Source organism: Streptomyces sp. NPDC025833, assembly GCF_055558055.1.
Genome location: NZ_JBVHNF010000006.1, coordinates 283,496 through 304,477 on the forward strand (window position 1 = coordinate 283,496; position 20,982 = coordinate 304,477).

20 protein-coding genes are annotated in these 20,982 nt (G+C 72.7%); 18 read left to right on the forward strand and 2 right to left on the reverse strand.

Translation table 11 applies throughout. The features are described from left to right. Positions 1-88 precede the first annotated feature (88 nt). The 3 genes from ACZ4K2_RS12810 to rpsD all read left to right on the forward strand — a co-directional run bounded on the left by ACZ4K2_RS12810 (position 89) and on the right by rpsD (position 3,062). Positions 89-745, forward strand: a complete 657-nt coding sequence (locus ACZ4K2_RS12810; RefSeq protein WP_467473286.1) for a vitamin K epoxide reductase family protein — start codon at positions 89-91, stop codon at positions 743-745. A gap of 42 nt (positions 746-787) precedes the next feature. After that, a complete protein-coding gene (locus ACZ4K2_RS12815; RefSeq protein WP_467473288.1) occupies positions 788-2,143 on the forward strand; it encodes a replication-associated recombination protein A in 1,356 nt (451 codons plus the stop codon). Between the two features lie 304 nt (positions 2,144-2,447). After that, a complete protein-coding gene (gene rpsD, locus ACZ4K2_RS12820) occupies positions 2,448-3,062 on the forward strand; it encodes a 30S ribosomal protein S4 (RefSeq protein WP_030343860.1) in 615 nt (204 codons plus the stop codon). 21 nt (positions 3,063-3,083) lie between these two features. Here the strand turns inward: rpsD and ACZ4K2_RS12825 are convergent, their stop codons facing one another. Next, a complete protein-coding gene (locus ACZ4K2_RS12825) occupies positions 3,084-5,309 on the reverse strand; it encodes an ATP-binding protein (RefSeq protein WP_467473292.1) in 2,226 nt (741 codons plus the stop codon). 163 nt (positions 5,310-5,472) lie between these two features. Between ACZ4K2_RS12825 and ACZ4K2_RS12830 the strand changes: the two genes are divergently transcribed. The 13 genes from ACZ4K2_RS12830 to nusB all read left to right on the forward strand — a co-directional run bounded on the left by ACZ4K2_RS12830 (position 5,473) and on the right by nusB (position 18,319). Next, positions 5,473-5,910 (forward strand): DUF948 domain-containing protein, encoded by a 438-nt coding sequence (locus ACZ4K2_RS12830; protein WP_467473293.1) that lies wholly within the window; start codon positions 5,473-5,475, stop codon positions 5,908-5,910. Between the two features lie 16 nt (positions 5,911-5,926). Continuing rightward, entirely contained in the window at positions 5,927-6,277 is a 351-nt protein-coding gene (locus ACZ4K2_RS12835; protein WP_467473295.1) for a hypothetical protein, read from the forward strand. After that, positions 6,277-8,949 carry an alanine--tRNA ligase gene (gene alaS / locus ACZ4K2_RS12840; RefSeq protein ID WP_467473297.1) on the forward strand — a complete coding sequence of 891 codons (2,673 nt, stop codon included), beginning with the start codon at positions 6,277-6,279 and terminating at the stop codon, positions 8,947-8,949. Before ACZ4K2_RS12835 ends, alaS begins: the two co-directional genes overlap by 1 nt. A gap of 32 nt (positions 8,950-8,981) precedes the next feature. Further along, positions 8,982-9,446, forward strand: coding sequence for a Holliday junction resolvase RuvX (ruvX, locus tag ACZ4K2_RS12845; RefSeq protein WP_467473299.1), 465 nt, complete (start codon positions 8,982-8,984; stop codon positions 9,444-9,446). 122 nt (positions 9,447-9,568) lie between these two features. Beyond that, the gene (gene mltG / locus ACZ4K2_RS12850; RefSeq protein WP_467473301.1) at positions 9,569-11,209 is read left to right on the forward strand and encodes an endolytic transglycosylase MltG; all 1,641 of its coding nucleotides are present in this window, start codon (positions 9,569-9,571) and stop codon (positions 11,207-11,209) included. Then, positions 11,190-12,029 (forward strand): shikimate dehydrogenase, encoded by an 840-nt coding sequence (locus tag ACZ4K2_RS12855; protein WP_467473303.1) that lies wholly within the window; start codon positions 11,190-11,192, stop codon positions 12,027-12,029. Before mltG ends, ACZ4K2_RS12855 begins: the two co-directional genes overlap by 20 nt. Positions 12,030-12,194: 165 nt before the next feature. After that, entirely contained in the window at positions 12,195-13,379 is a 1,185-nt protein-coding gene (aroC, locus tag ACZ4K2_RS12860) for a chorismate synthase (protein ID WP_467473305.1), read from the forward strand. A 32-nt stretch (positions 13,380-13,411) separates the two neighbouring features. Continuing rightward, complete coding sequence (locus tag ACZ4K2_RS12865; protein ID WP_467473487.1) at positions 13,412-13,894, forward strand: shikimate kinase; 483 nt, start codon at positions 13,412-13,414, stop codon at positions 13,892-13,894. Continuing rightward, the gene (aroB, locus tag ACZ4K2_RS12870; RefSeq protein ID WP_467473307.1) at positions 13,891-14,982 is read left to right on the forward strand and encodes a 3-dehydroquinate synthase; all 1,092 of its coding nucleotides are present in this window, start codon (positions 13,891-13,893) and stop codon (positions 14,980-14,982) included. Before ACZ4K2_RS12865 ends, aroB begins: the two co-directional genes overlap by 4 nt. Before the next feature lie 167 nt (positions 14,983-15,149). Further along, positions 15,150-16,031 (forward strand): Pro-rich N-terminal domain-containing protein, encoded by an 882-nt coding sequence (locus ACZ4K2_RS12875; RefSeq protein ID WP_467473309.1) that lies wholly within the window; start codon positions 15,150-15,152, stop codon positions 16,029-16,031. 124 nt (positions 16,032-16,155) lie between these two features. Next, complete coding sequence (locus ACZ4K2_RS12880) at positions 16,156-17,262, forward strand: aminopeptidase P family protein (RefSeq protein WP_467473311.1); 1,107 nt, start codon at positions 16,156-16,158, stop codon at positions 17,260-17,262. A gap of 56 nt (positions 17,263-17,318) precedes the next feature. After that, positions 17,319-17,885: an elongation factor P gene (efp, locus tag ACZ4K2_RS12885; protein WP_365796417.1), complete on the forward strand. Its 567-nt coding sequence runs from the start codon at positions 17,319-17,321 to the stop codon at positions 17,883-17,885. A gap of 2 nt (positions 17,886-17,887) precedes the next feature. Further along, the gene (nusB, locus tag ACZ4K2_RS12890; protein WP_467473313.1) at positions 17,888-18,319 is read left to right on the forward strand and encodes a transcription antitermination factor NusB; all 432 of its coding nucleotides are present in this window, start codon (positions 17,888-17,890) and stop codon (positions 18,317-18,319) included. A gap of 231 nt (positions 18,320-18,550) precedes the next feature. On the opposite strand, the gene bldD is transcribed toward nusB, so the two are convergent. Next, complete coding sequence (gene bldD / locus ACZ4K2_RS12895) at positions 18,551-19,054, reverse strand: transcriptional regulator BldD (RefSeq protein ID WP_014671524.1); 504 nt, start codon at positions 19,052-19,054, stop codon at positions 18,551-18,553. A gap of 275 nt (positions 19,055-19,329) precedes the next feature. Here bldD and pyrR point away from each other — a divergent pair, with 275 nt between their 5' ends. Further along, positions 19,330-19,911, forward strand: a complete 582-nt coding sequence (gene pyrR / locus ACZ4K2_RS12900; protein ID WP_467473315.1) for a bifunctional pyr operon transcriptional regulator/uracil phosphoribosyltransferase PyrR — start codon at positions 19,330-19,332, stop codon at positions 19,909-19,911. 89 nt (positions 19,912-20,000) lie between these two features. Continuing rightward, complete coding sequence (locus ACZ4K2_RS12905; protein WP_467473317.1) at positions 20,001-20,981, forward strand: aspartate carbamoyltransferase catalytic subunit; 981 nt, start codon at positions 20,001-20,003, stop codon at positions 20,979-20,981. The last annotated feature ends 1 nt before the right edge of the window (position 20,982 follow it).

Consider the following 20,982-nt stretch of genomic DNA (forward strand, 5'->3'; position numbering starts at 1 on the left):
TGTCCTCCGAACGGTGGACGGACGGGTCCGTGCGGCACAATGACCTCTGCCCGAAGTGGTCCAGGACTCAAGTGACGGAATCGGCGTGATGAGCAAGACGACAGTGAACGACGTCTCCGCGGAACCCGGTCCGGAGCGCGCCGCCGACGCCCCGCGCGCGGTGGGCGGCAGCCGTGCCCTCGCCATCCTGCTGGTGATCACCGGAGCGGCCGGACTGCTGGCCGCCTGGGTCATCACGATCGACAAGTTCAAGATCCTCGAGGCCAAGGTCGCGGGCACGACGTTCACCCCCGGGTGCAGCCTCAACCCGGTGGTCTCCTGCGGCAGCGTCATGCAGAGCAAGCAGGCCGCCGCCTTCGGCTTCCCGAACCCGATGCTCGGCCTGGTCTGCTACGGCATCGTGATCTGCGTCGGCATGAGCCTGCTGGCCCGCGCCCGGTTCCCGCGCTGGTACTGGCTGACCTTCAACTTCGGCTGCCTCTTCGGCGTCGCCTTCTGCACCTGGCTCCAGTTCCAGTCCCTGTACCGGATCAACGCGCTGTGCCTGTGGTGCTCGCTGGCCTGGGTCGCGACGATCACCATGTTCTGGTACGTCACCTCGTTCAACATCCGCAACGACCTCCTGCCGGCCCCGCGCTTGCTCAAGGGCTTCTTCGGCGAGTTCACCTGGGTCGTGCCCGTCCTGCACGTCGGCGTCATCGGCATGCTGGTGCTGACCCGCTGGTGGGACTTCTGGACCAGCTGACGCCCGGAAGGGATTGTCGGCGCGGTGTTCTAGGGTTTCAGGGTGGAACCCGACCTCTTCACCGCCGCAGCAGAAGAACGCCAGGAGAAGGACCCGGCAGGAAGTCCCCTGGCCGTGCGCATGCGCCCGCGCACACTCGACGAGGTCGTGGGCCAGCAGCACCTGCTGAAGCCCGGCTCGCCCCTGCGCCGCCTGGTCGGCGAGGGCTCCGGCGGCCCCGCCGGGCCCTCCTCGGTGATCCTGTGGGGCCCGCCCGGCACCGGCAAGACCACCCTGGCGTACGTCGTGTCGAAGGCGACGAACAAGCGGTTCGTGGAACTGTCCGCGATCACCGCGGGCGTCAAGGAGGTCCGCGCGGTCATCGACGGAGCCCGCCGCGCCACCGGCGGCTTCGGCAAGGAGACCGTCCTCTTCCTGGACGAGATCCACCGCTTCTCCAAGGCCCAGCAGGACTCCCTGCTGCCGGCCGTGGAGAACCGCTGGGTCACCCTGATCGCGGCCACCACGGAGAACCCGTACTTCTCGGTGATCTCCCCGCTGCTCTCCCGCTCCCTCCTGCTCACCCTCGAACCCCTCACCGACGACGACCTCCGGGGCCTGCTGAAGCGCGCCCTCGCCGACGAGCGCGGCCTGAGGAACACCGTGACCCTCCCCGAGGACACCGAGGACCACCTGCTGCGGATCGCCGGCGGCGACGCCCGCCGCGCCCTGACCGCGCTGGAGGCGGCCGCCGGAGCCGCCCTGGACCAGGGCGAGAGCGAGATCGCCCTCGGCACCCTGGAGCAGACCGTCGACCGGGCCGCGGTGAAGTACGACCGGGACGGCGACCAGCACTACGACGTCGCCAGCGCCCTCATCAAGTCCATCCGCGGCTCCGACGTCGACGCGGCCCTGCACTACCTGGCCCGCATGATCGAGGCCGGCGAGGACCCCCGCTTCATCGCCCGCCGGCTGATGATCTCCGCGAGCGAGGACATCGGCCTCGCCGACCCGAACGCGCTGCCCGTCGCCGTCGCCGCCGCCCAGGCCGTCGCCATGATCGGCTTTCCCGAGGCCGCCCTAACGCTCAGCCACGCCACCATCGCCCTGGCCCTCGCCCCCAAGTCCAACTCGGCCACCACCGCGATCGGCGCCGCCCTGGAGGACGTGCGCAAGGGCCTGGCCGGCCCGGTGCCCGCGCACCTGCGCGACGGGCACTACCAGGGCGCGGCCAAGCTCGGCCACGCCCAGGGGTACGTGTACCCGCACGACCTGCCCGAGGGCATCGCGGCCCAGCAGTACGCCCCGGACGCCCTGAAGGACCGCGAGTACTACGCGCCGGGCCGGCACGGCGCCGAGGCCAGGTACGCCGACGCCGTGGAGTGGACCCGAAGGCACCTCGGTCGCAAGCGCTCCTGAGCGCCCTGTAGACTGCTGCGCAGCGCCGAGTCCCGTGCCGTCAGAGCGGGACACATGGCCGGAAGCCCGGTCCCTCGCGGACCGGCTCCAGGAGCGTCGCGCACCGTCGAACGGTGTCGCGGGCAGCCCACCACCACCCGGGCCACCGGGACCGGTCGGTGGGCCACTCGCGTGCTGCACGTATGTGCCCAGACCAGGGAAGCGGCTGCCCGGCGGATCCCCTGCGGACCCCGACGGGTTTTCCCGGCTGCGGATGCGACCTCCCTAACCCTGGCAAGCCGGACACTACGAAAGAGAAGAAGACGTGGCGAACCAGTCCCGCCCCAAGGTCAAGAAGTCGCGTGCCCTCGGCATCGCGCTGACGCCGAAGGCCGTCAAGTACTTCGAGGCCCGCCCCTACCCGCCGGGTGAGCACGGCCGTGGCCGCAAGCAGAACTCGGATTACAAGGTCCGTCTGCTGGAGAAGCAGCGCCTGCGCGCCCAGTACGACATCTCCGAGCGCCAGCTCGTCCGCGCCTACGAGCGTGCCTCCAAGGTCCAGGGCAAGACCGGTGAGGCCCTGATCGTGGAGCTGGAGCGCCGCCTCGACGCCCTGGTCCTGCGCTCGGGCATCGCCCGCACGATCTACCAGGCCCGCCAGATGGTCGTCCACGGCCACATCCAGGTCAACGGCCAGAAGGTCGACAAGCCGTCCTTCCGCGTCCGCCCGGACGACGTCGTGCAGGTCCGCGACCGCTCCAAGGAGAAGACCCTCTTCACGATCGCCCGTGAAGGCGGCTTCGCCCCCGACGGTGAGACCCCGCGCTACCTCCAGGTGAACCTCAAGGCCCTGGCGTTCCGTCTGGACCGCGAGCCGAACCGCAAGGAGATCCCGGTGATCTGCGACGAGCAGCTCGTCGTCGAGTACTACGCCCGCTGATCCCAGCCCCGGCGCAGCACCTCAGCCCGCCGTCTCCCCGCCCTTCCGGGTGGGCGAGGCGGCGGGCTCGCATCTGCCCGCGGGCTCCCGCCGCCCCGGCTCGCCCCGCGGCCCCGCCTCCCCGCCGCCCCGGCCCACCGGGCCGCGCGGCGCCGGCGGCGCGGCCGGCCCGCCCGGCTCCCCCCGCCGCAGCGCCCGGGCCACCGCCGCGTCCCGGTCCAGCGCGGCGCCCGCCCGCACGCACTCCGCGTACCGGACGTCACCGAGCGCCCGCCGGGCCGCGCTCTCGCACCGCTCGTGCGGGGCGTTGTAGTACGCGGAACCGAACAGCGGCAGCCCCACCGAGGGCCACAGCCGCCCGGCGGCGCCCTGGAGGACCGCCGCCTCGGCCGGATCGCCCTGCGCCACCGTCACCAGGGCCAGCAGCTCGATCGACAGCACCGAGCCCAGCAGGTCGTCGAAGGCGTGCGCGTCGTCCAGGCAGTCCGCGAGCAGCACCCGCGCGCCGGCTGGGTCCCCGTCCAGCCAGGCCGCGTAGGCCAGCACGTACAGCGCGTACGACCGCGCCCACCGCTCGCCGTGCTCCTCGCACACCCGGCGCACGTCCTCGCACAGCCGCACCGCCTCCGGCACGTCCCCCCGGAACGCCCGCGCCATGGCCAGCTCCACCCGGCCCATCAGCACGTTGCTGTTCAGTTCGCCGATCTCCCGGTAGCGGTCCAGCGCCGAGCGCAGCAGCGTCTCCGCGCGGGCCACGTCGTCCGTGACCAGGGCCAGGCAGCCGGAGCGGTGCTCGGCGTACGCCAGCGCCGCCGGGTCGGCCGACCGCTCCGCCTGCTCCCGGCACGCCCGCAGCGCCCGCAGGGCCGGCACGGTGTCGCCCTGGAGGGCCGCCACGTAGCCGAGCACCCACAGCGCCTTCAGCCGGGCCCGCTCGTACTCCGAGTCCAGCGCCACGCTGCGCTCCAGCCAGCGCCGCCCCTCCGAGAGCCGGCCGCACCCCACCCAGCAGAACCACAGCGCACCCGCCAGGTGCTGCCCGAGATGCGCCTCGTCCGGCTCCGTCAGGCAGAACTCCAGCGCCGCCCGCAGGTTCGGCAGCTCCGCGTCCACGAGCGCGGCGACCTCCCGCTGCCGCGGCGAGAACCACTCCAGCTCACACCAGGTCGCCAGGCCCAGGTACCAGTCCCGGTGCCGTCTGCGCAGCCGGTCCGCGTCCCCGGTCGCCTCCAGCCAGTCGGCGCCGTAGGCCCGGACGGTGTCCAGCATCCGGTAGCGGGAGCCGGCCGCCGACTCCTCGCGGGTGAGGACCGACTGGGCGAGCAGCTCCGCCAGCACGCCCAGCGCGTCCTCGGCGGGCAGCCCCTCCCCGCCACACACGTACTCGGCCGCCTCCAGGTCGAAGCTCCCCGCGAACACCGAGAGCCGGGCCCACAGCAGCCGTTCCGCCGGCGTGCACAGCTCGTGGCTCCAGCCGATCGCCGTGCGCAGCGCCCGGTGCCGGGGGAGGGCGTCCCGGCCGCCGCCGGTCAGCAGCCGGAACCGGTCGTCGAGGCGCCGCAGCAGCTCGGCCGGGGACAGCGCCGGCAGCCGCCCGGCCGCCAGCTCCAGCGCCAGCGGGACGCCCTCCAGCCGGCGGCACACCTCGCGCACCTCGGGGCAGTCCGCCACCGGTGCCCCGTGCGCCCGGGCCCGGTCCCCGAACAGCTCCACGGCCTCGTCGGCACCGAGCGGCGCCAGCGCGAACAGCCGCTCTCCCGCCAGGCCCAGCGGGCGCCGGCCGGTGGCCAGCACGCGCAGCTCCGGCAGCTTCCGCAGCAGCTTCGCCACCAGGTCCGCGCAGGCCGCCACCAGGTGCTCGAAGCCGTCCAGCACCAGCAGGACCCGGCGGCCGGCCAGTCGCTCCAGCAGGACCTCCCGCGGCAGGCGGGCGGTGTGGTCGGTCAGCCCCAGCGCCTCCACCACCGCGTAGTCCACGAACTGCGGGTCGCGCACGCACGCCAGCTCCGCCCAGCCCCGGTCCGCCGCGGGCACGCCCCGCGCCGGGTCGCCGGCCGCCCACCGCGCGGCCACCCGCCCGGCCAGCCGGGACTTGCCGACCCCGCCCGCCCCGGTCACGGTCACCAGCCGGGCCCGGCCGAGCGCCGCGGTCAGCTCGGCCAGCTCCGCCGAGCGCCCGACGAAGGCGGTGAGTTCGAGGGGCGGATCGCCGTCCGCCCGGGAGCCGGCGCTGTGAGGACCTCGCATGGGACACGGAGCGTACTGAAGCGTGTTCGGTCCGTACAAACGCCGCCCGCGGCTCCACCGCACCTCCACCCGCGCCGGGCGGTAATCGGTACGGAGCCTCGGCCCTGGCGCGATAGGCTCGGGGCACGACTTTTCCGATGCTCAGACACGTTTCAGGGAGCGGGTGCGCACAGTGTCCGGTGGAGAGGTGGCCGGGATCCTGGTGGCCGTCTTCTGGGCGATTCTGGTCTCCTTCCTCGCCGTCGCGCTGGCGAGGCTGGCCCAGACGCTCAAGGCGACGACCAAGCTCGTCGCGGACGTGACCGACCAGGCGGTCCCGCTGCTCGCCGACGCGTCCCAGGCCGTGCGCTCCGCGCAGACCCAGATCGACCGGGTCGACGCGATCGCCACCGACGTCCAGGAGGTCACGTCGAACGCCTCCGCGCTGTCGAGCACCGTCGCCTCCACCTTCGGCGGCCCGCTGGTCAAGGTCGCCGCCTTCGGCTACGGCGTCCGCCGGGCGCTCGGCGGACGCAAGGGGGAGGACGTGCCCGTGAAGTCGCCCCGCCGTAACGTGATCGTGGGCCGCGCGGTCCCCGCCGCACGCCGCAAGCGCAAGTGAGGACTGAGACCGAGCGATGTTCCGTCGTAGCTTCTGGTTCACCTCCGGTGTCGCCGCCGGTGTCTGGGCCACCACCAAGGTCAACCGCAAGCTCAGGCAGCTCACTCCGGACAGCCTGGCCGCCACCGCGGCGAACAAGGCACTGGAGACCGGCCACCGGCTGAAGGACCGCGCGGTCGGCTTCGCGCTCGACGTCCGCGCCAACATGGCCCAGCGGGAGGCCGAGCTGGAGGAGGCCCTCGGCATCCACGAGGACCCCGGCCCCGGGCTCCCGGCGCCCCGGCGGCACGCCGCCATCGAGAACAACCGCAGCCCCCAGTACATCGAGAACACGACGTACACGTACAACCGGAATGAGGACCACTGATGGAGTCGGCCGAGATTCGCCGCCGCTGGCTGAGCTTCTTCGAGGAGCGCGGGCACACCGTCGTCCCTTCGGCGTCGCTCATCGCGGACGACCCGACTCTGCTCCTCGTCCCCGCCGGCATGGTGCCCTTCAAGCCCTACTTCCTGGGCGAGGTCAAGGCGCCGTTCCCGCGCGCCACCAGCGTGCAGAAGTGCGTGCGCACGCCCGACATCGAAGAAGTCGGCAAGACCACGCGGCACGGCACGTTCTTCCAGATGTGCGGCAACTTCTCCTTCGGCGACTACTTCAAGGAAGGCGCCATCACGTACGCCTGGGAGCTGCTCACCGCGCCCCAGGACCAGGGCGGTTACGGCCTGGAGCCGGAGCGGCTGTGGATCACCGTCTACCAGGACGACGACGAGGCCGAGCGCATCTGGCACGAGGTCGTCGGCGTGCCGAAGGAGCGCATCCAGCGCCTCGGCATGAAGGACAACTACTGGTCCATGGGCGTCCCCGGCCCGTGCGGCCCCTGCTCCGAGATCAACTACGACCGCGGCCCCGAGTTCGGCGCCGAGGGCGGTCCCGCCGTCAACGACGAGCGGTACGTGGAGATCTGGAACCTCGTCTTCATGCAGTACGAGCGGGGCGAGGGCATCGGCAAGGACAACTTCGAGATCCTCGGGGACCTGCCGAGCAAGAACATCGACACGGGCCTCGGCCTGGAGCGGCTCGCCATGATTCTGCAGGGCGTGCAGAACATGTACGAGATCGACACCTCCATGGCCGTCATCGAGAAGGCCACCGAGCTGACCGGCGTGCGCTACGGCGACGCCCACACCTCGGACGTGTCCCTCCGCGTGGTCACCGACCACATGCGCACGGCCACCATGCTCATCGGCGACGGCGTCACCCCCGGCAACGAGGGCCGCGGCTACGTGCTGCGCCGCATCATGCGCCGCGCCATCCGTAACATGCGCCTGCTCGGCGCCACCGGCCCGGTCGTCCAGGACCTGATCGACACCGTGATCGGCATGATGGGGCAGCAGTACCCGGAGCTGATCACCGAGCGCGAGCGCATCGAGAAGGTCGCCCTCGCCGAGGAGAACGCCTTCCTCAAGACGCTCAAGGCCGGCACCAACATCCTCGACACCGCCGTCACCGAGACCAAGCAGTCCGGCGGCCGGATCCTCTCCGGTGACAAGGCGTTCCTGCTCCACGACACCTGGGGCTTCCCGATCGACCTCACCCTGGAGATGGCCGCCGAGCAGGGGCTGTCCGTGGACGAGGACGGCTTCCGCCGCCTGATGAAGGAGCAGCGGGAGCGGGCCAAGGCCGACGCCCGGGCCAAGAAGACCGGCCACGCCGACATGGGCGCCTACCGCGAGATCGCCGACTCCGCCGGTGCCACCGACTTCATCGGCTACACCGACACCGAGGGCGAGTCCACCATCGTCGGCATGCTCGTCGACGGCGTCTCCTCGCCGGCCGCGTCCGAGGGCGACGAGGTCGAGGTCGTCCTCGACCGCACCCCCTTCTACGCCGAGGGCGGCGGCCAGATCGGCGACACCGGCCGGATCAAGGTCGACTCCGGTGCCGTCATCGAGATCCGCGACTGCCAGAAGCCGGTCCCGGGCGTCTACGTGCACAAGGGCGTCGTCCAGGTCGGCGAGGTCACCGTCGGCGCCAAGGCCCACGCCTCGATCGACGCCCGCCGCCGCACCGCCATCGCCCGCGCCCACTCGGCCACCCACCTGACGCACCAGGCGCTGCGCGACGCCCTCGGCCCGACGGCCGCCCAGGCCGGTTCGGAGAACCAGCCCGGCCGCTTCCGCTTCGACTTCGGCTCCCCGTCCGCCGTCCCGACGGCCGTGATGACCGACGTCGAGCAGAAGATCAACGAGGTGCTCGCCCGCGACCTGGACGTCACCGCCGAGGTCATGGGCATCGACGACGCCAGGAAGCAGGGCGCCATCGCCGAGTTCGGCGAGAAGTACGGCGAGCGGGTCCGCGTGGTCACCATCGGCGACTTCTCCAAGGAGCTGTGCGGCGGCACGCACGTGCACAACACCGCCCAGCTCGGCCTGGTGAAGCTGCTCGGCGAGTCCTCCATCGGCTCGGGTGTCCGCCGTATCGAGGCCCTCGTCGGTGTGGACGCCTACAACTTCCTCGCCCGCGAGCACACGGTCGTCGCCCAGCTCCAAGAGCTGATCAAGGGCCGGCCGGAGGAGCTGCCGGAGAAGGTCTCCGCCATGCTCGGCAAGCTGAAGGACGCCGAGAAGGAGATCGAGCGGTTCCGCGCCGAGAAGGTGCTCCAGGCCGCCGCCGGTCTCGCCGAGTCCGCCCGGGACGTGCACGGCGTGGCCGTGGTCACCGGGCAGGTCCCGGACGGCACCACGCCGGACGACCTGCGCAAGCTCGTCCTCGACGTGCGCGGCCGCATCCGCGGCGGCCGGGCCGCCGTGGTGGCGCTGTTCACCGTCAACAACGGCAAGCCGCTGACGGTCATCGCCACCAACGACGCGGCCCGCGAGCGCGGCCTCAAGGCCGGCGACCTGGTCCGGGCCGCCGCCAAGACCCTCGGCGGCGGCGGTGGCGGCAAGCCGGACGTCGCCCAGGGCGGCGGCCAGAACCCGGCCGCCGTCGGCGAGGCCGTCGAGGCCGTCGAGCGGCTCGTCGCCGAGACCGCGAAGTAGGGCGGGCGGACGGGCAGGAAGCGGCCGAGAAGATGCGCAGAGGACGCCGGCTCGCGATCGACGTCGGGGACGCCCGGATCGGGGTCGCCTCGTGCGACCCCGACGGGATCCTCGCCACCCCGGTGGAGACCGTCCCCGGCCGGGACGTCCCCGCCGCCCACCGCCGGCTGCGGCACCTGGTCGAGGAGTACGAGCCGATCGAGGTCGTCGTCGGGCTCCCCCGCTCCCTCAAGGGGAGCGAGGGCCCGGCGGCGGTCAAGGTCCGTGCCTTCGCGCAGGAGTTGGCCCGGGGCATCGCCCCGGTGCCGGTGCGCCTGGTGGACGAGCGGATGACGACCGTGACGGCCAGTCAGGGACTGCGCGCCTCGGGCGTGCGGTCGAAGAAGGGCCGCGCGGTCATCGACCAGGCGGCGGCCGTCGTCATCCTCCAGCAGGCCCTGGAATCCGAACGGGTGTCAGGTGAAGCACCCGGTGAGGGCGTCGAAGTGGTCATCTGATCGCGATACGGTAACGTTCCGCGCGATGCGCCGGTGTTCGAACAGCCGGGGCACAGCAAGAGGCGGAACGGAAGCAGGCCCACCGGCCGCGTGACCGTCGGCCTCGCGGCTCTAGGGGATCGATGACTGAGTATGGCCGGGGCCCTGGCCCCGAACCGTGGCATCCGGAGGACCCGTTGTACGGGGACGGCGGATGGGGTGGGCAGCAGGCCCCGACGGGCCCGCAGTCCCCCTACGACGGCCGGCCTCAGCAGCATCCCCACGCACCGCAGTACGGCGACTGGAACCAGGAGCAGCAGCCCGGATACGGCGCCCACCAGCAGCACCAGCAGTACGACCCGCAGTTCGCGGGCCACGCCACGCAGCAGCACCAGGGCGCCTGGGACGCGTCCGGCGGCCACGGCCAGGTGCCGTACGCCGCGGACCCCGGCGACCCGTACGGCCACCAGCCCGCCGCCTACGGCGGGGAGCAGCCCGACCTCTACGGCACCGAGGACGCCTACCCGCCGCCGGAGCCGCCCGGCCGCAGGCGCCCCGAACCGGAACCGGAACCCGCGGACGAGGAGGAGCACGCCTTCTTCGCGGGGGGCGGCGCGGACACCGGGGACGACGAGGACGGGGAGCACGAGCTCCAGAGCCGGCGCGAGCGGCGCGGCAAGGGCCGCAAGCCGGTCAAGAGCAAGAAGCGGCGCACCGGCTGCGCCTGCATGGTGGTCGTCCTGGTGTTCGGCGGCGGCCTCGGCGGCGTCGGGTACTTCGGCTACCAGTTCTACCAAAATCGTTTCGGCACGGCTCCGGACTACGCGGGCGACGGCACGAACCAGACGGTGACCGTCGAGATCCCCAAGGGCGCGGGCGGCTGGGAGATCGGCCGCCGGCTCAAGGAGGCCGGGGTCGTCAAGAGCGCCGAGGCCTTCGTCCACGCCCAGGGCCAGACGCCCGGCGGCGACGGGATCCAGGCCGGCGCCTACCTCCTGAAGAAGGAGATGTCCTCCGCCAGCGCCGTCAAGCTGATGCTGGACCCGCGCAGCCAGAACAACGTCGTGGTCACCGAGGGCGAGCGCAACTCCGGTGTCTACGCGGCCATCGACAAGCAGCTCGAACTGCCCGCGGGCACCACCAAGCAGATCGCCCGGAAGCAGTACAAGAGCCTCGGCCTGCCCGCCTGGGCGCAGAACAACAGCGACATCATGGACCCGCTGGAGGGCTTCCTCTGGCCGGCCACCTACCCGGCCGCCAAGGGCATGAAGCCCGAGGCGGTCCTGCGGCAGATGGTGACCCAGGCCAAGCAGAAGTACGCCGTCTACGGCCTCGACGACAAGGCCAGGGCGCTCGGTCTCGGCAACCCGTTCGAGCTGGTCACGGTCGCCAGCCTGGTCCAGGCCGAGGGCAAGACGCACGACGACTTCCGCAAGATGGCCGAGGTGGTCTACAACCGCCTCAAGCCCACCAACACCGAGACCAACCGCCTGCTGCAGTTCGACTCGACCTACAACTACCTGCTCGGCAAGAGCAACATCCACATCTCCGAGAAGGAGATCAACGGGAACCACAGCCCGTACAACACCTACACCCACAAGGGACTTCCGCCCGGCCCGATCGGCAACCCCGGCGAGGACGCGCTGAAGGCGACACTCAATCCGACGCACGACGGCTGGATCTACTTCGTGGCGACCGACGGCACGAACAACACCGAGTTCGCCAAGACCTATGCCGAATTCCTCCAGCTCAAGGAAAAGTTCGATGCCAGCTCGGGCAACTGACGGCCGCCGTGCCGCCGTGCTCGGTTCGCCGATCGCCCACTCCCTCTCCCCGGTGCTGCACCGTGCCGCGTACGACACGGCCGGGCTCACCGGCTGGTCGTACGACAGCTTCGACGTCGACGAGGCGGCCCTGCCCGGCTTCCTGGACGGGCTCGGCCCGGAGTGGGCCGGGCTGTCGCTGACCATGCCGCTGAAGCGGGCCGTCCTCCCGCTGCTGGACGAGGTCAGCGACACCGCCGCCGCGGTCGACGCGGTCAACACCCTGGTCTTCACCGAGGACGGACGCCGGCTCGGTGACAACACCGACGTCCCCGGCATGGTGGCCGCCCTGCGCGAGCACGGCGTCGACCAGGTGGAGAGCGCCGCCGTGCTCGGCGCCGGCGCCACCGCCTCCTCCGCGCTCGCCGCGCTCGCCCGGGTCTGCACCGGGGAGGTCGTCGCCTACGTGCGCAGCGAGACCCGCGCCGCCGAGATGCGGCGGTGGGGCGAGCGGCTCGACGTCGAGGTCCGCACCGAGGACTGGTCGCGGGCCGCCGAGGCGCTGCGCGCCCCGCTGGTGATCGCCACGACGCCGGCCGGCACGACCGACGCCCTCGCCACCGCCGTCCCCGAGCGCCCGGCCACCCTCTTCGACGTGCTCTACGACCCCTGGCCCACCGAGCTGGCGGCCCGCTGGTCCATGTTCGGCGGGGCCGTCGTGAGCGGCCTCGACCTGCTGGTCCACCAGGCCGTGCTCCAGTTCGAGCAGATGACCGGGCACGTCCCCGGCCCCCTGGACGCCATGCGGCACGCCGGCGAGAAGGCGCTCGCCGCCCGCTGACCCTCCCGCGCGCGTCCGCCTGCTGGACCGGCGGCCGGGCCCCGCCGCCGGACGTGGGAGGATCGGAGGTGGCGTAACCGGGATCGCGCACCCGGCGGCGCCGTCGCCGTACGCGAGGACGCGCGTGCGCCGGGCAGTACCGGGCGCGAGCACTGAGGAGCACCGTTGAGCAGGCTGCGTTGGCTGACCGCGGGGGAGTCCCACGGTCCCGCACTCGTCGCGACGCTGGAGGGTCTTCCCGCCGGCGTGCCGATCACCACGGAGATGGTGGCCGACCACCTGGCGCGGCGGCGGCTCGGCTACGGCCGCGGTGCGCGGATGAAGTTCGAGCGCGACGAGGTCACGTTCCTGGGCGGAGTCCGGCACGGCCTGACCCTCGGCTCCCCGGTGGCGGTCATGGTGGGCAACACCGAGTGGCCCAAGTGGGAGCAGGTCATGGCGGCCGACCCGGTCGACCCGGAGGTGCTGGCGGGTCTCGCCCGCAACGCGCCGCTGACCCGGCCCCGGCCCGGCCACGCGGACCTCGCCGGCATGCAGAAGTACGACTTCGACGAGGCCCGCCCGATCCTGGAGCGCGCCTCCGCCCGGGAGACCGCCGCCCGCGTGGCGCTGGGCGCGGTGGCCCGGTCGTACCTGAAGGAGACGACCGGCGTCGAGATCGTCTCGCACGTCGTCGAACTGTGCTCGGTGCGGGCCCCGCGGGGCGTGTACCCCACGCCGGCCGACGTGGCGAAGCTGGACGCCGACCCGCTGCGCTGCCTGGACGCGGCCGCGTCCGAGGCGATGGTCGCGGAGGTCGACCAGGCCCACAAGGACGGCGACACGCTCGGTGGCGTGGTCGAGGTGCTTGCCTACGGCGTTCCGGTCGGCCTCGGCTCGCACGTGCACTGGGACCGCAAGCTGGACGCCCGTCTCGCCGGTGCCCTGATGGGCATTCAGGCCATCAAGGGCGTCGAGATCGGTGACGGCTTCGAGCTGGCCCGGGTGCCCGGCTCCCAGGCGCACGACGAGATCGTGGGCACGCCCGAGGGTATCCGCCGCGTCTCCGGCCGCGCCGGCGGCACCGAGGGCGGCCTGTCCACCGGCGAGCTGCTGCGGGTGCGGGCCGCGATGAAGCCGATCGCGACCGTGCCGCGGGCCCTGCGGACGGTCGACGTGGCCACCGGTGAGGCCACGCAGGCCCACCACCAGCGCTCGGACGTCTCCGCGGTGCCGGCCGCCGGCATCGTCGCCGAGGCGATGGTCGCGCTGGTGCTGGCGGACGCGGTGGCGGAGAAGTTCGGCGGCGACAGCGTGGCCGAGACCCGCCGCAACGTGCGGTCGTACCTCGACAACCTGCGGATCAGGTGAGCGCGGTGCCAGCGGTCGTACTCGTCGGCCCGATGGGCGTGGGCAAGTCCACCGTGGGCCGGCTGCTGGCCGAGCGGCTGGGTGTCGGGTACCGCGACACCGACGAGGACATCGAGGCCGCCGCGGGCCGCGCCATCGCCGACATCTTCGTGGACGAGGGCGAGCCCGCCTTCCGCGCGATGGAGAAGCGGGCGGTGCGCACCGCGCTCGACGGGCACGCGGGCGTCCTCGCGCTCGGCGGCGGCGCCGTCCTCGACGCCGACACCCGGGCGCTGCTCAGCGGGCACCGGGTGGTCTACCTCTCGATGGACGTGGAGGAGGCGGTCCGGCGCACCGGCCTCAACGTGGCCCGTCCGCTGCTCGCGGTCAACCCGCGCAAGCAGTGGCGCGAGCTGATGGACGCCCGGCGGCACCTGTACGAGGCGGTCGCCACCGCCGTCGTGCCGACGGACGGCCGCAGCCCCGAAGAGGTCACCCGAGCAGTCCTGGACGCAGTGGAGTTGAAGGAAGCATGAGCGAGTCAGTCACCCGGATCCGGGTCGGCGGCACGGCGGGCACGGACGCGTACGAGGTGCTGGTCGGCCGGCAGCTCCTGGGCGAGCTGGGCGGGCTGATCGGGGAGCGGGCCAAGCGCGTCGCGGTCGTCCACCCGGAGGCCCTCGCCGAGACCGGGGAGGCGCTCCGCGCGGACCTGGCCGGGCAGGGGTACGAGGCCGTCGCCATCCAGGTGCCGAACGCGGAGGAGGCCAAGACGGCCGAGGTCGCCGCGTACTGCTGGAAGGCGCTGGGCCAGTGCGGGTTCACCCGCACCGACGTCATCGTCGGCGTCGGCGGCGGCGCCACCACGGACCTGGCCGGTTTCGTCGCCGCGACCTGGCTGCGCGGGGTCCGCTGGATCGCCGTCCCCACCACCGTGCTGGCCATGGTGGACGCGGCCGTCGGCGGCAAGACCGGGATCAACACCGCGGAGGGCAAGAACCTGGTCGGCGCCTTCCACCCGCCGGTCGGCGTCCTGTGCGACCTGGCCGCGCTGGACTCCCTGCCGGTGCACGACTACGTCTCGGGCCTGGCCGAGGTCATCAAGGCGGGGTTCATCGCCGACCCGGCGATCCTGGACCTGATCGAGGCCGACCCCGAGGCCGCCCGGACGCCGGGCGGACCGCACACGGCCGAGCTGATCGAGCGTTCGATCCGGGTCAAGGCCGAGGTCGTCTCCGCGGACCTGACGGAGTCCGGCCCGCGGGAGATCCTCAACTACGGCCACACGCTGGGCCACGCCATCGAGAAGAACGAGCGGTACAAGTGGCGGCACGGCGCCGCGGTGGCGGTCGGCATGCACTTCGCCGCCGAACTGGGCAGGCTGGCGGGCCGGCTGGACGACGCGACGGCCGACCGGCACCGCAGCGTCCTCGAAGCCGTGGGCCTGCCGCTGCACTACCGCTACGACCAGTGGCCCAAGCTGCTGGAGGCGATGCGGGTCGACAAGAAATCCCGCGGCGACCTGCTGCGCTTCGTCGTCCTGGACGGGCTGGCCAGGCCCACCGTCCTGGAGGGCCCCGACCCGGCGGTCCTGCTCGCCGCGTACGGCGAGGTCGGGCAGTAGGTTCCCGGCCGTTCCGTCCGTCCGGTTCCCCGCCCGGAACCGGGCACTCAGGGGCCGCCCCGGCCGTTTCACCGAACGACGACCGGGGACGGTACCGTTCGGTGGGCGGTGGGGGCACGCCCCCGCCGCCAGCACCACAGTGCCCGTACGAGACGGAGTGGCAACGGATGCAGCACGCAGCGGGGTCTCCGCTGCCGCCGCCCCACCAGGCGGGGCAGGGGCCGCACGCCGGCTGGGCGTCGGCGGCACACCAGCCGGGCCCGCCCCCGGGAACCCCGCGGGGGCCCGCCCCCGCACCCCCGCCGCCGGGCTTCCCGGCCCCGGCGGCCCCCGTGCCGCCGGCCCCGCAGCAGCCCCCGGCCCCCGCCGGCCCGGTGCCGCCGCCCGCGCGGTACGGCTCGGGCGCGTCCGTGCCCGACGGCACCGGGCACGTGCCGCTGCCGCCCGGCGGCCCGGTCGGCGCGCCCGCCGCCGCGGCGCCGGACCCGTCCGCCACCACCCTCGCCGTGCTCCTCATCGGCCCGGCCGGCGCGGGCAAGACCAGCGTGGCCAAGTACTGGGCGGACCACCGCCGGGTCTCCACGGCCCACATAAGCCTGGACGACGTCCGTGAATGGGTCCGCTCCGGCTTCGCCGACCCGCAGACGGGGTGGAACGACAACTCGGAGGCCCAGTACCGCCTGGCCCGCCGGACCTGCGGGTTCGCCGCCCGAAACTTCCTGGCCAACGGCATCTCCTGCATCCTGGACGACGCCGTCTTCCCGGACCGGCCGGTCGTGGGCCTCGGCGGCTGGAAGCGGCACGTGGGCCCGGGCCTGCTCCCGGTGGTGCTGCTCCCGGGCTTGGACGTCGTGCTGGAGCGCAACGCCGAACGGACCGGCAACCGCCGCCTCACCGACGAGGAGGTGGCCCGCATCCACGGCCGCATGGCCGGCTGGTACGGCTCGGGCCTGCCGATCATCGACAACTCCCAGCTCGACGTCCCGGCGACGGCCAGGGTGCTGGACGAGGTCCTGGCCAGGGCCATAGCGAGCCCGCCGAACTGGTGAGCCGGGGGAGGGCGGCCCCGCCGGGCACCGCGCCCGCCCCCGGACCCCGGCCGCAGGCCCGCCCCGGACCCCACTCGGACCCACCCAACCGGCACGAAGCGGACAAAACTCCTACGCTCGTCTCATGTCAGAGGTGTACGCGAACCGCCGATCCCGGCTGCGGGACCACGTCACCGCGGCCGGCACCGCGGCAGCGCTCGTCACCCGCCCGGCCAACGTCCGCTACCTCGCCGCCGCCGCTCCGCGGGGCTCCGTCCTGCTGCTCGGCAGCCGCGAGGACCTGCTGGTGTGCGCCGGCCCGCCGGGCGACCGCCCCCACGAAGGCAGGCCGGACGAAGGGCTGCGCCTGCACGTCCTCCCGGCGAACGACGGCGACCCCGTGGAGACGGCGGCCGGCCTCGCCGCCGCCCAGGGCGCCGACTCCCTGGCCGTCGAGGAGCACCACCTCACCGTGGCCCGGCACCGGGCCCTCGCCTCCGTCGCCCCGGGACTGCGCCTCGCCGACGTCGGCGGCGCCGTCGAGCAACTGCGGGTGGTCAAGGACGAGGAGGAGATCTCCTCCTTGCGCATCGGCGCCGAGATCGCCGACCAGGCCCTGGGCGAGCTGCTGGAGTCCATCCTGGTCGGCCGGACCGAGCGGCACCTGGCGCTGGAGCTGGAGCGGCGCCTGGTCGACCACGGCGCCGACGGCCCGGCGTTCCCCACCTCGGTGGCCACCGGGCCGCACGCCGGCCGCCGCGGGCACCGCCCCACCGACCGGCGGGTGGAGGAGGGCGACTTCCTCTCCGTCTGCCTCGGCGCCACCTACCGCGGCTACCGCTGCGAGATCGGCCGCACCTTCGTCATCGGGACCTCGCCCGCGGACTGGCAGATCGAGCTGTACGACCTGGTCTTCGCGGCCCAGCGCGCCGGCCGCGAGTTCCTCGCCCCCGGCGCCGCCTACCGGGACGTGGACCGCGTCACCCGGCACGTGCTGGACTCGGCCGGCTACGCGGAGGCGCTGCCGCCGCTGACCGGACACGGGGTCGGACTCGAAATCGACGAGGACCCTCGGCTGGCGCCCGCGGCCATGGGTAAACTGGACGCTTGCGTGCCGGTCACCGTCGAACCGGGGGTCCACCTCCCCGGCCGGGGCGGTGTCCGGATCGATGACACGCTCGTCGTGCGCCCCGAGGCGGACGGCGGACCCGAGCTACTCACCATCACGACCAAGGAGCTGCTCGCGCTCTAGCCTCGCGCTGTGCGCGTGACCCGGGGTCGTACGTCAGTCCAGGAGATTCCGCAACCGTGGCTTCCACGAACGACCTCAAGAACGGCCTGGTGCTCAAGCTCGAAGGCGGCCAGCTCTGGTCCGTCGTCGAGTTCCAGCACGTCAAGCCCGGCAAGGGCCCGGCCTTCGTGCGCACCAAGCTCAAGAACGTGCTGTCCGGCAAGGTGGTCGACAAGACCTTCAACGCCGGCGTCAAGGTCGAGACGGCCACCGTCGACAAGCGCGACATGCAGTACTCGTACAAGGACGGCGAGTACTTCGTCTTCATGGACATGGAGACGTACGACCAGCTGCACATCGACCCGAAGGCCGTCGGTGACGCCGCCAACTTCCTGATCGAGGGCTTCACCGCCGTCGTCGCCCAGCACGAGGGCGAGGTGCTCTTCGTCGAGCTGCCCGCCGCCGTCGAGCTGGTCATCGCCGAGACGGAGCCGGGCGTCCAGGGCGACCGCTCCACCGGCGGCACCAAGCCCGCCACCCTGGAGACCGGCCACCAGATCCAGGTCCCGCTCTTCATCACCACCGGTGAGAAGATCAAGGTCGACACCCGCACCAGCGACTACCTCGGCCGGGTGAACAGCTAACCGTGGCTGCCCGCAACACGGCCCGCAAGCGCGCCTTCCAGATCCTGTTCGAGGGCGACCAGCGCGGCGCCGACGTCCTGACGGTCCTCGCCGACTGGGTCCGGCTGTCCCGGTCCGACACCCGGCAGCCGCCGGTCAGCGAGTACACGATGCAGCTGGTCGAGGGGTACGCCGAGTACGCGAAGCGGATCGACGAGCTGATCGCGCAGTACGCGGTCGGCTGGACGCTCGACCGGATGCCGGTCGTGGACCGCAACCTCCTGCGGCTGGGCGCGTACGAGCTGATCTGGGTCGACGAGACCCCGGACGCCGTCGTCCTGGACGAGATGGTGCAGCTGGCCAAGGAGTTCTCGACGGACGAGTCGCCCTCGTTCGTCAACGGCCTGCTGGGGCGCCTGAAGGAGCTGAAGCCTTCGTTCCGCCGGGAGGCGTGACCGCGTCGCCGCAGGGGCGTGGGAGGAGCGGTGGGAGGGCGGCCGACGGCCGCGGCTCGCGCTGTTCCCCCCGCGCCCCTGCGGCATGTCCGTGTCCGCGGTCCGTGCCGCCTCCCGGGCCCCTGGGCCCGCGGATGTGCCGCCGGAGCCGTGGAACGCCGCCGGGGCGGCCGGAACCATACGGTTCCGGCCGCCCCGGCGGCACGTTTCTGCTGAGGCGTGAGAGGGCTGTTACGCCTCCTCGTGCGTGGCCACGGCACGGCGCGCGTCCGCGTCCAGCACACCCCAGCTGATGAGCTGCTCGGTGAGGACCGAGGGGGACTGGTCGTAGATGACGGCGAGGGTGCGCAGGTCGTCCTGGCGGATGGAGAGCACCTTGCCGTTGTAGTCACCGCGCTGCGACTGGATCGTCGCCGCGTAGCGCTGCAAGGGGCCCGCCTTCTCGGCCGGCACGGTGGCCAGCCGCTCCAGGTCCAGGACCAGCTTCGGCGGCGGCTCGGCGGCTCCGCCCGGCGTGGTGCCCGGCAGCAGCTCCTGCACCGGGACCCCATAGAAATCGGCCAGCTCGGCCAGGCGCTGCACGGTCACGGCACGGTCGCCGCGCTCGTACGAACCGACCACCACGGCCTTCCAGCGCCCCTGGGACTTCTCCTCGACACCGTGGAGGGAAAGGCCCTGCTGGGTGCGGATGGCCCGGAGCTTGGCCCCGAGCTGTTTGGCGTATTCGCTGGACATATGGCTCCCCGGACACTGTGTCGACGCGGCCGGCTGTCTTCCCGCCGCGCGGCTGGTAACTCACTGTGAGGTTACGCAGCGTGACTCTCGTGCGTCAAGCCGAATGGTCCACACCGACTCTTCCGTGCTGGACGTGGCCGGTTGGGCCAAGCGGGTGAAATAAACGGTGTCCGGGGGGTGACGGGGGGCCGTCCGGGGACCTGCTACGGTAGATGGCGCAATTCCGACGTCCTTTAAGGTCCGTCCCGTGAGGCGGAGAAGGAGGTCCGTTTCTTATGGACAAGCACGACACGACTGCGCATCCGCAGGCGTCCGACGCGCGGCCCGTTCTCGAGGGCCCCGACATCGCGCGGGTACTGACCCGCATCGCCCACGAGATCGTCGAACGCGCCAAGGGCGCCGACGACGTGGTGCTCCTCGGCATCCCGACCCGGGGCGTCTTCCTCGCCCGGCGGCTCGCCGACAAGCTGGAGCAGATCACCGACCGCAGGATCCCCGTCGGCTCGCTCGACATCACCATGTACCGCGACGACCTGCGCATGCACCCCCCGCGCGCGCTGGCCCGCACGGAGATCCCCGGAGACGGCATCGACGGCCGGCTGGTCGTCCTCGTCGACGACGTGCTCTTCTCCGGGCGCACCATCCGCGCGGCCCTGGACGCCCTGAACGACATCGGGCGCCCGCGCGCGGTGCAGCTCGCGGTCCTGGTCGACCGCGGCCACCGGGAACTGCCGATCCGCGCCGACTACGTCGGCAAGAACCTCCCCACGTCGTTGCGGGAGACGGTCAAGGTCCAGCTCGCCGAGGAGGACGGTCGCGACACCGTGCTGCTCGGCGCGAAGCCGGACGGCCACTAGCAAGCCGGGCGCCCGGCCGCTCCAGCGTGCCGTCCCGCGCCCCGGCTGCCCCAAATCTCCCGTTTGAACTGCCTTACGGAGCCTGACAGATGCAGCGTCATCTCATCTCGGCCGCCGACCTCACCCGCGACGACGCCGTCCTGATCCTCGACACCGCCGAGGAGATGGCCCGGGTGGCCGACCGGCCGATCAAGAAGCTGCCGACCCTGCGCGGCCGGACGATCGTCAACCTCTTCTTCGAGGACTCCACGCGGACGCGGATCTCCTTCGAGGCCGCCGAGAAGCGGCTGTCCGCGGACGTCATCAACTTCACCGCCAAGGGCTCGTCGGTGTCCAAGGGCGAGTCCCTGAAGGACACCGCCCAGACCCTGGAGGCCATGGGCGTCGACGCCGTCGTCATCCGGCACGGCGCCTCGGGGGCGCCGTACCGGCTCGCCAACTCCGGCTGGATCGACGCGGCCGTCATCAACGCGGGCGACGGCACCCACCAGCACCCCACCCAGGCGCTGCTGGACGCCTTCACCCTGCGCCGCCGGCTGACCGGCCGTGACGCCGGCCTCGGCCAGGACCTGTCCGGCAGGCGGGTCACCATCGTCGGGGACGTCCTGCACAGCCGGGTCGCCCGCTCCAACGTCGACCTGCTGCACACCCTCGGCGCCGAGGTCACCCTGGTCGCCCCGCCCACCCTCGTGCCCGTCGGCGTCGAGAACTGGCCCTGCTCGGTCTCGTACGACCTCGACAGCACCCTGGCCAAGTCCGACGCCGTGATGATGCTCCGCGTCCAGCGCGAGCGGATGAACGCCGCCTTCTTCCCGACCGAGCGCGAGTACTCCCGGCGCTACGGCCTCGACGGCGACCGCATGGCCCGGCTGCCCGAGCACGCCATCGTGATGCACCCCGGCCCGATGGTCCGCGGCATGGAGATCACCGCCGAGGTCGCCGACTCCGGCCGCTGCACCGCCGTCGAGCAGGTGGCCAACGGCGTGTCCATCCGGATGGCCGTCCTCTACCTCCTGCTCGGCGGCAACGAGCCCGCCCTGACCCACGCCCGCACCGACGAGGAGAAGTAAG

Excerpts from the sequence above, each read along its gene's own strand:
- ACZ4K2_RS12810 (WP_467473286.1), top strand. The coding sequence starts at position 89 with ATGAGCAAGACGACAGTGAACGACGTCTCCGCGGAACCCGGTCCGGAG.
- ACZ4K2_RS12825 (WP_467473292.1), bottom strand. The coding sequence starts at position 5,309 with ATGCGAGGTCCTCACAGCGCCGGCTCCCGGGCGGACGGCGATCCGCCC.
- ACZ4K2_RS12835 (WP_467473295.1), top strand. The coding sequence starts at position 5,927 with ATGTTCCGTCGTAGCTTCTGGTTCACCTCCGGTGTCGCCGCCGGTGTC.
- alaS (WP_467473297.1), top strand. The coding sequence starts at position 6,277 with ATGGAGTCGGCCGAGATTCGCCGCCGCTGGCTGAGCTTCTTCGAGGAG.
- ruvX (WP_467473299.1), top strand. The coding sequence starts at position 8,982 with ATGCGCAGAGGACGCCGGCTCGCGATCGACGTCGGGGACGCCCGGATC.
- mltG (WP_467473301.1), top strand. The coding sequence starts at position 9,569 with ATGACTGAGTATGGCCGGGGCCCTGGCCCCGAACCGTGGCATCCGGAG.
- ACZ4K2_RS12855 (WP_467473303.1), top strand. The coding sequence starts at position 11,190 with ATGCCAGCTCGGGCAACTGACGGCCGCCGTGCCGCCGTGCTCGGTTCG.
- ACZ4K2_RS12865 (WP_467473487.1), top strand. The coding sequence starts at position 13,412 with ATGGGCGTGGGCAAGTCCACCGTGGGCCGGCTGCTGGCCGAGCGGCTG.
- aroB (WP_467473307.1), top strand. The coding sequence starts at position 13,891 with ATGAGCGAGTCAGTCACCCGGATCCGGGTCGGCGGCACGGCGGGCACG.
- ACZ4K2_RS12875 (WP_467473309.1), top strand. The coding sequence starts at position 15,150 with ATGCAGCACGCAGCGGGGTCTCCGCTGCCGCCGCCCCACCAGGCGGGG.
- ACZ4K2_RS12880 (WP_467473311.1), top strand. The coding sequence starts at position 16,156 with ATGTCAGAGGTGTACGCGAACCGCCGATCCCGGCTGCGGGACCACGTC.
- bldD (WP_014671524.1), bottom strand. The coding sequence starts at position 19,054 with ATGTCCAGCGAATACGCCAAACAGCTCGGGGCCAAGCTCCGGGCCATC.
- pyrR (WP_467473315.1), top strand. The coding sequence starts at position 19,330 with ATGGACAAGCACGACACGACTGCGCATCCGCAGGCGTCCGACGCGCGG.
- ACZ4K2_RS12905 (WP_467473317.1), top strand. The coding sequence starts at position 20,001 with ATGCAGCGTCATCTCATCTCGGCCGCCGACCTCACCCGCGACGACGCC.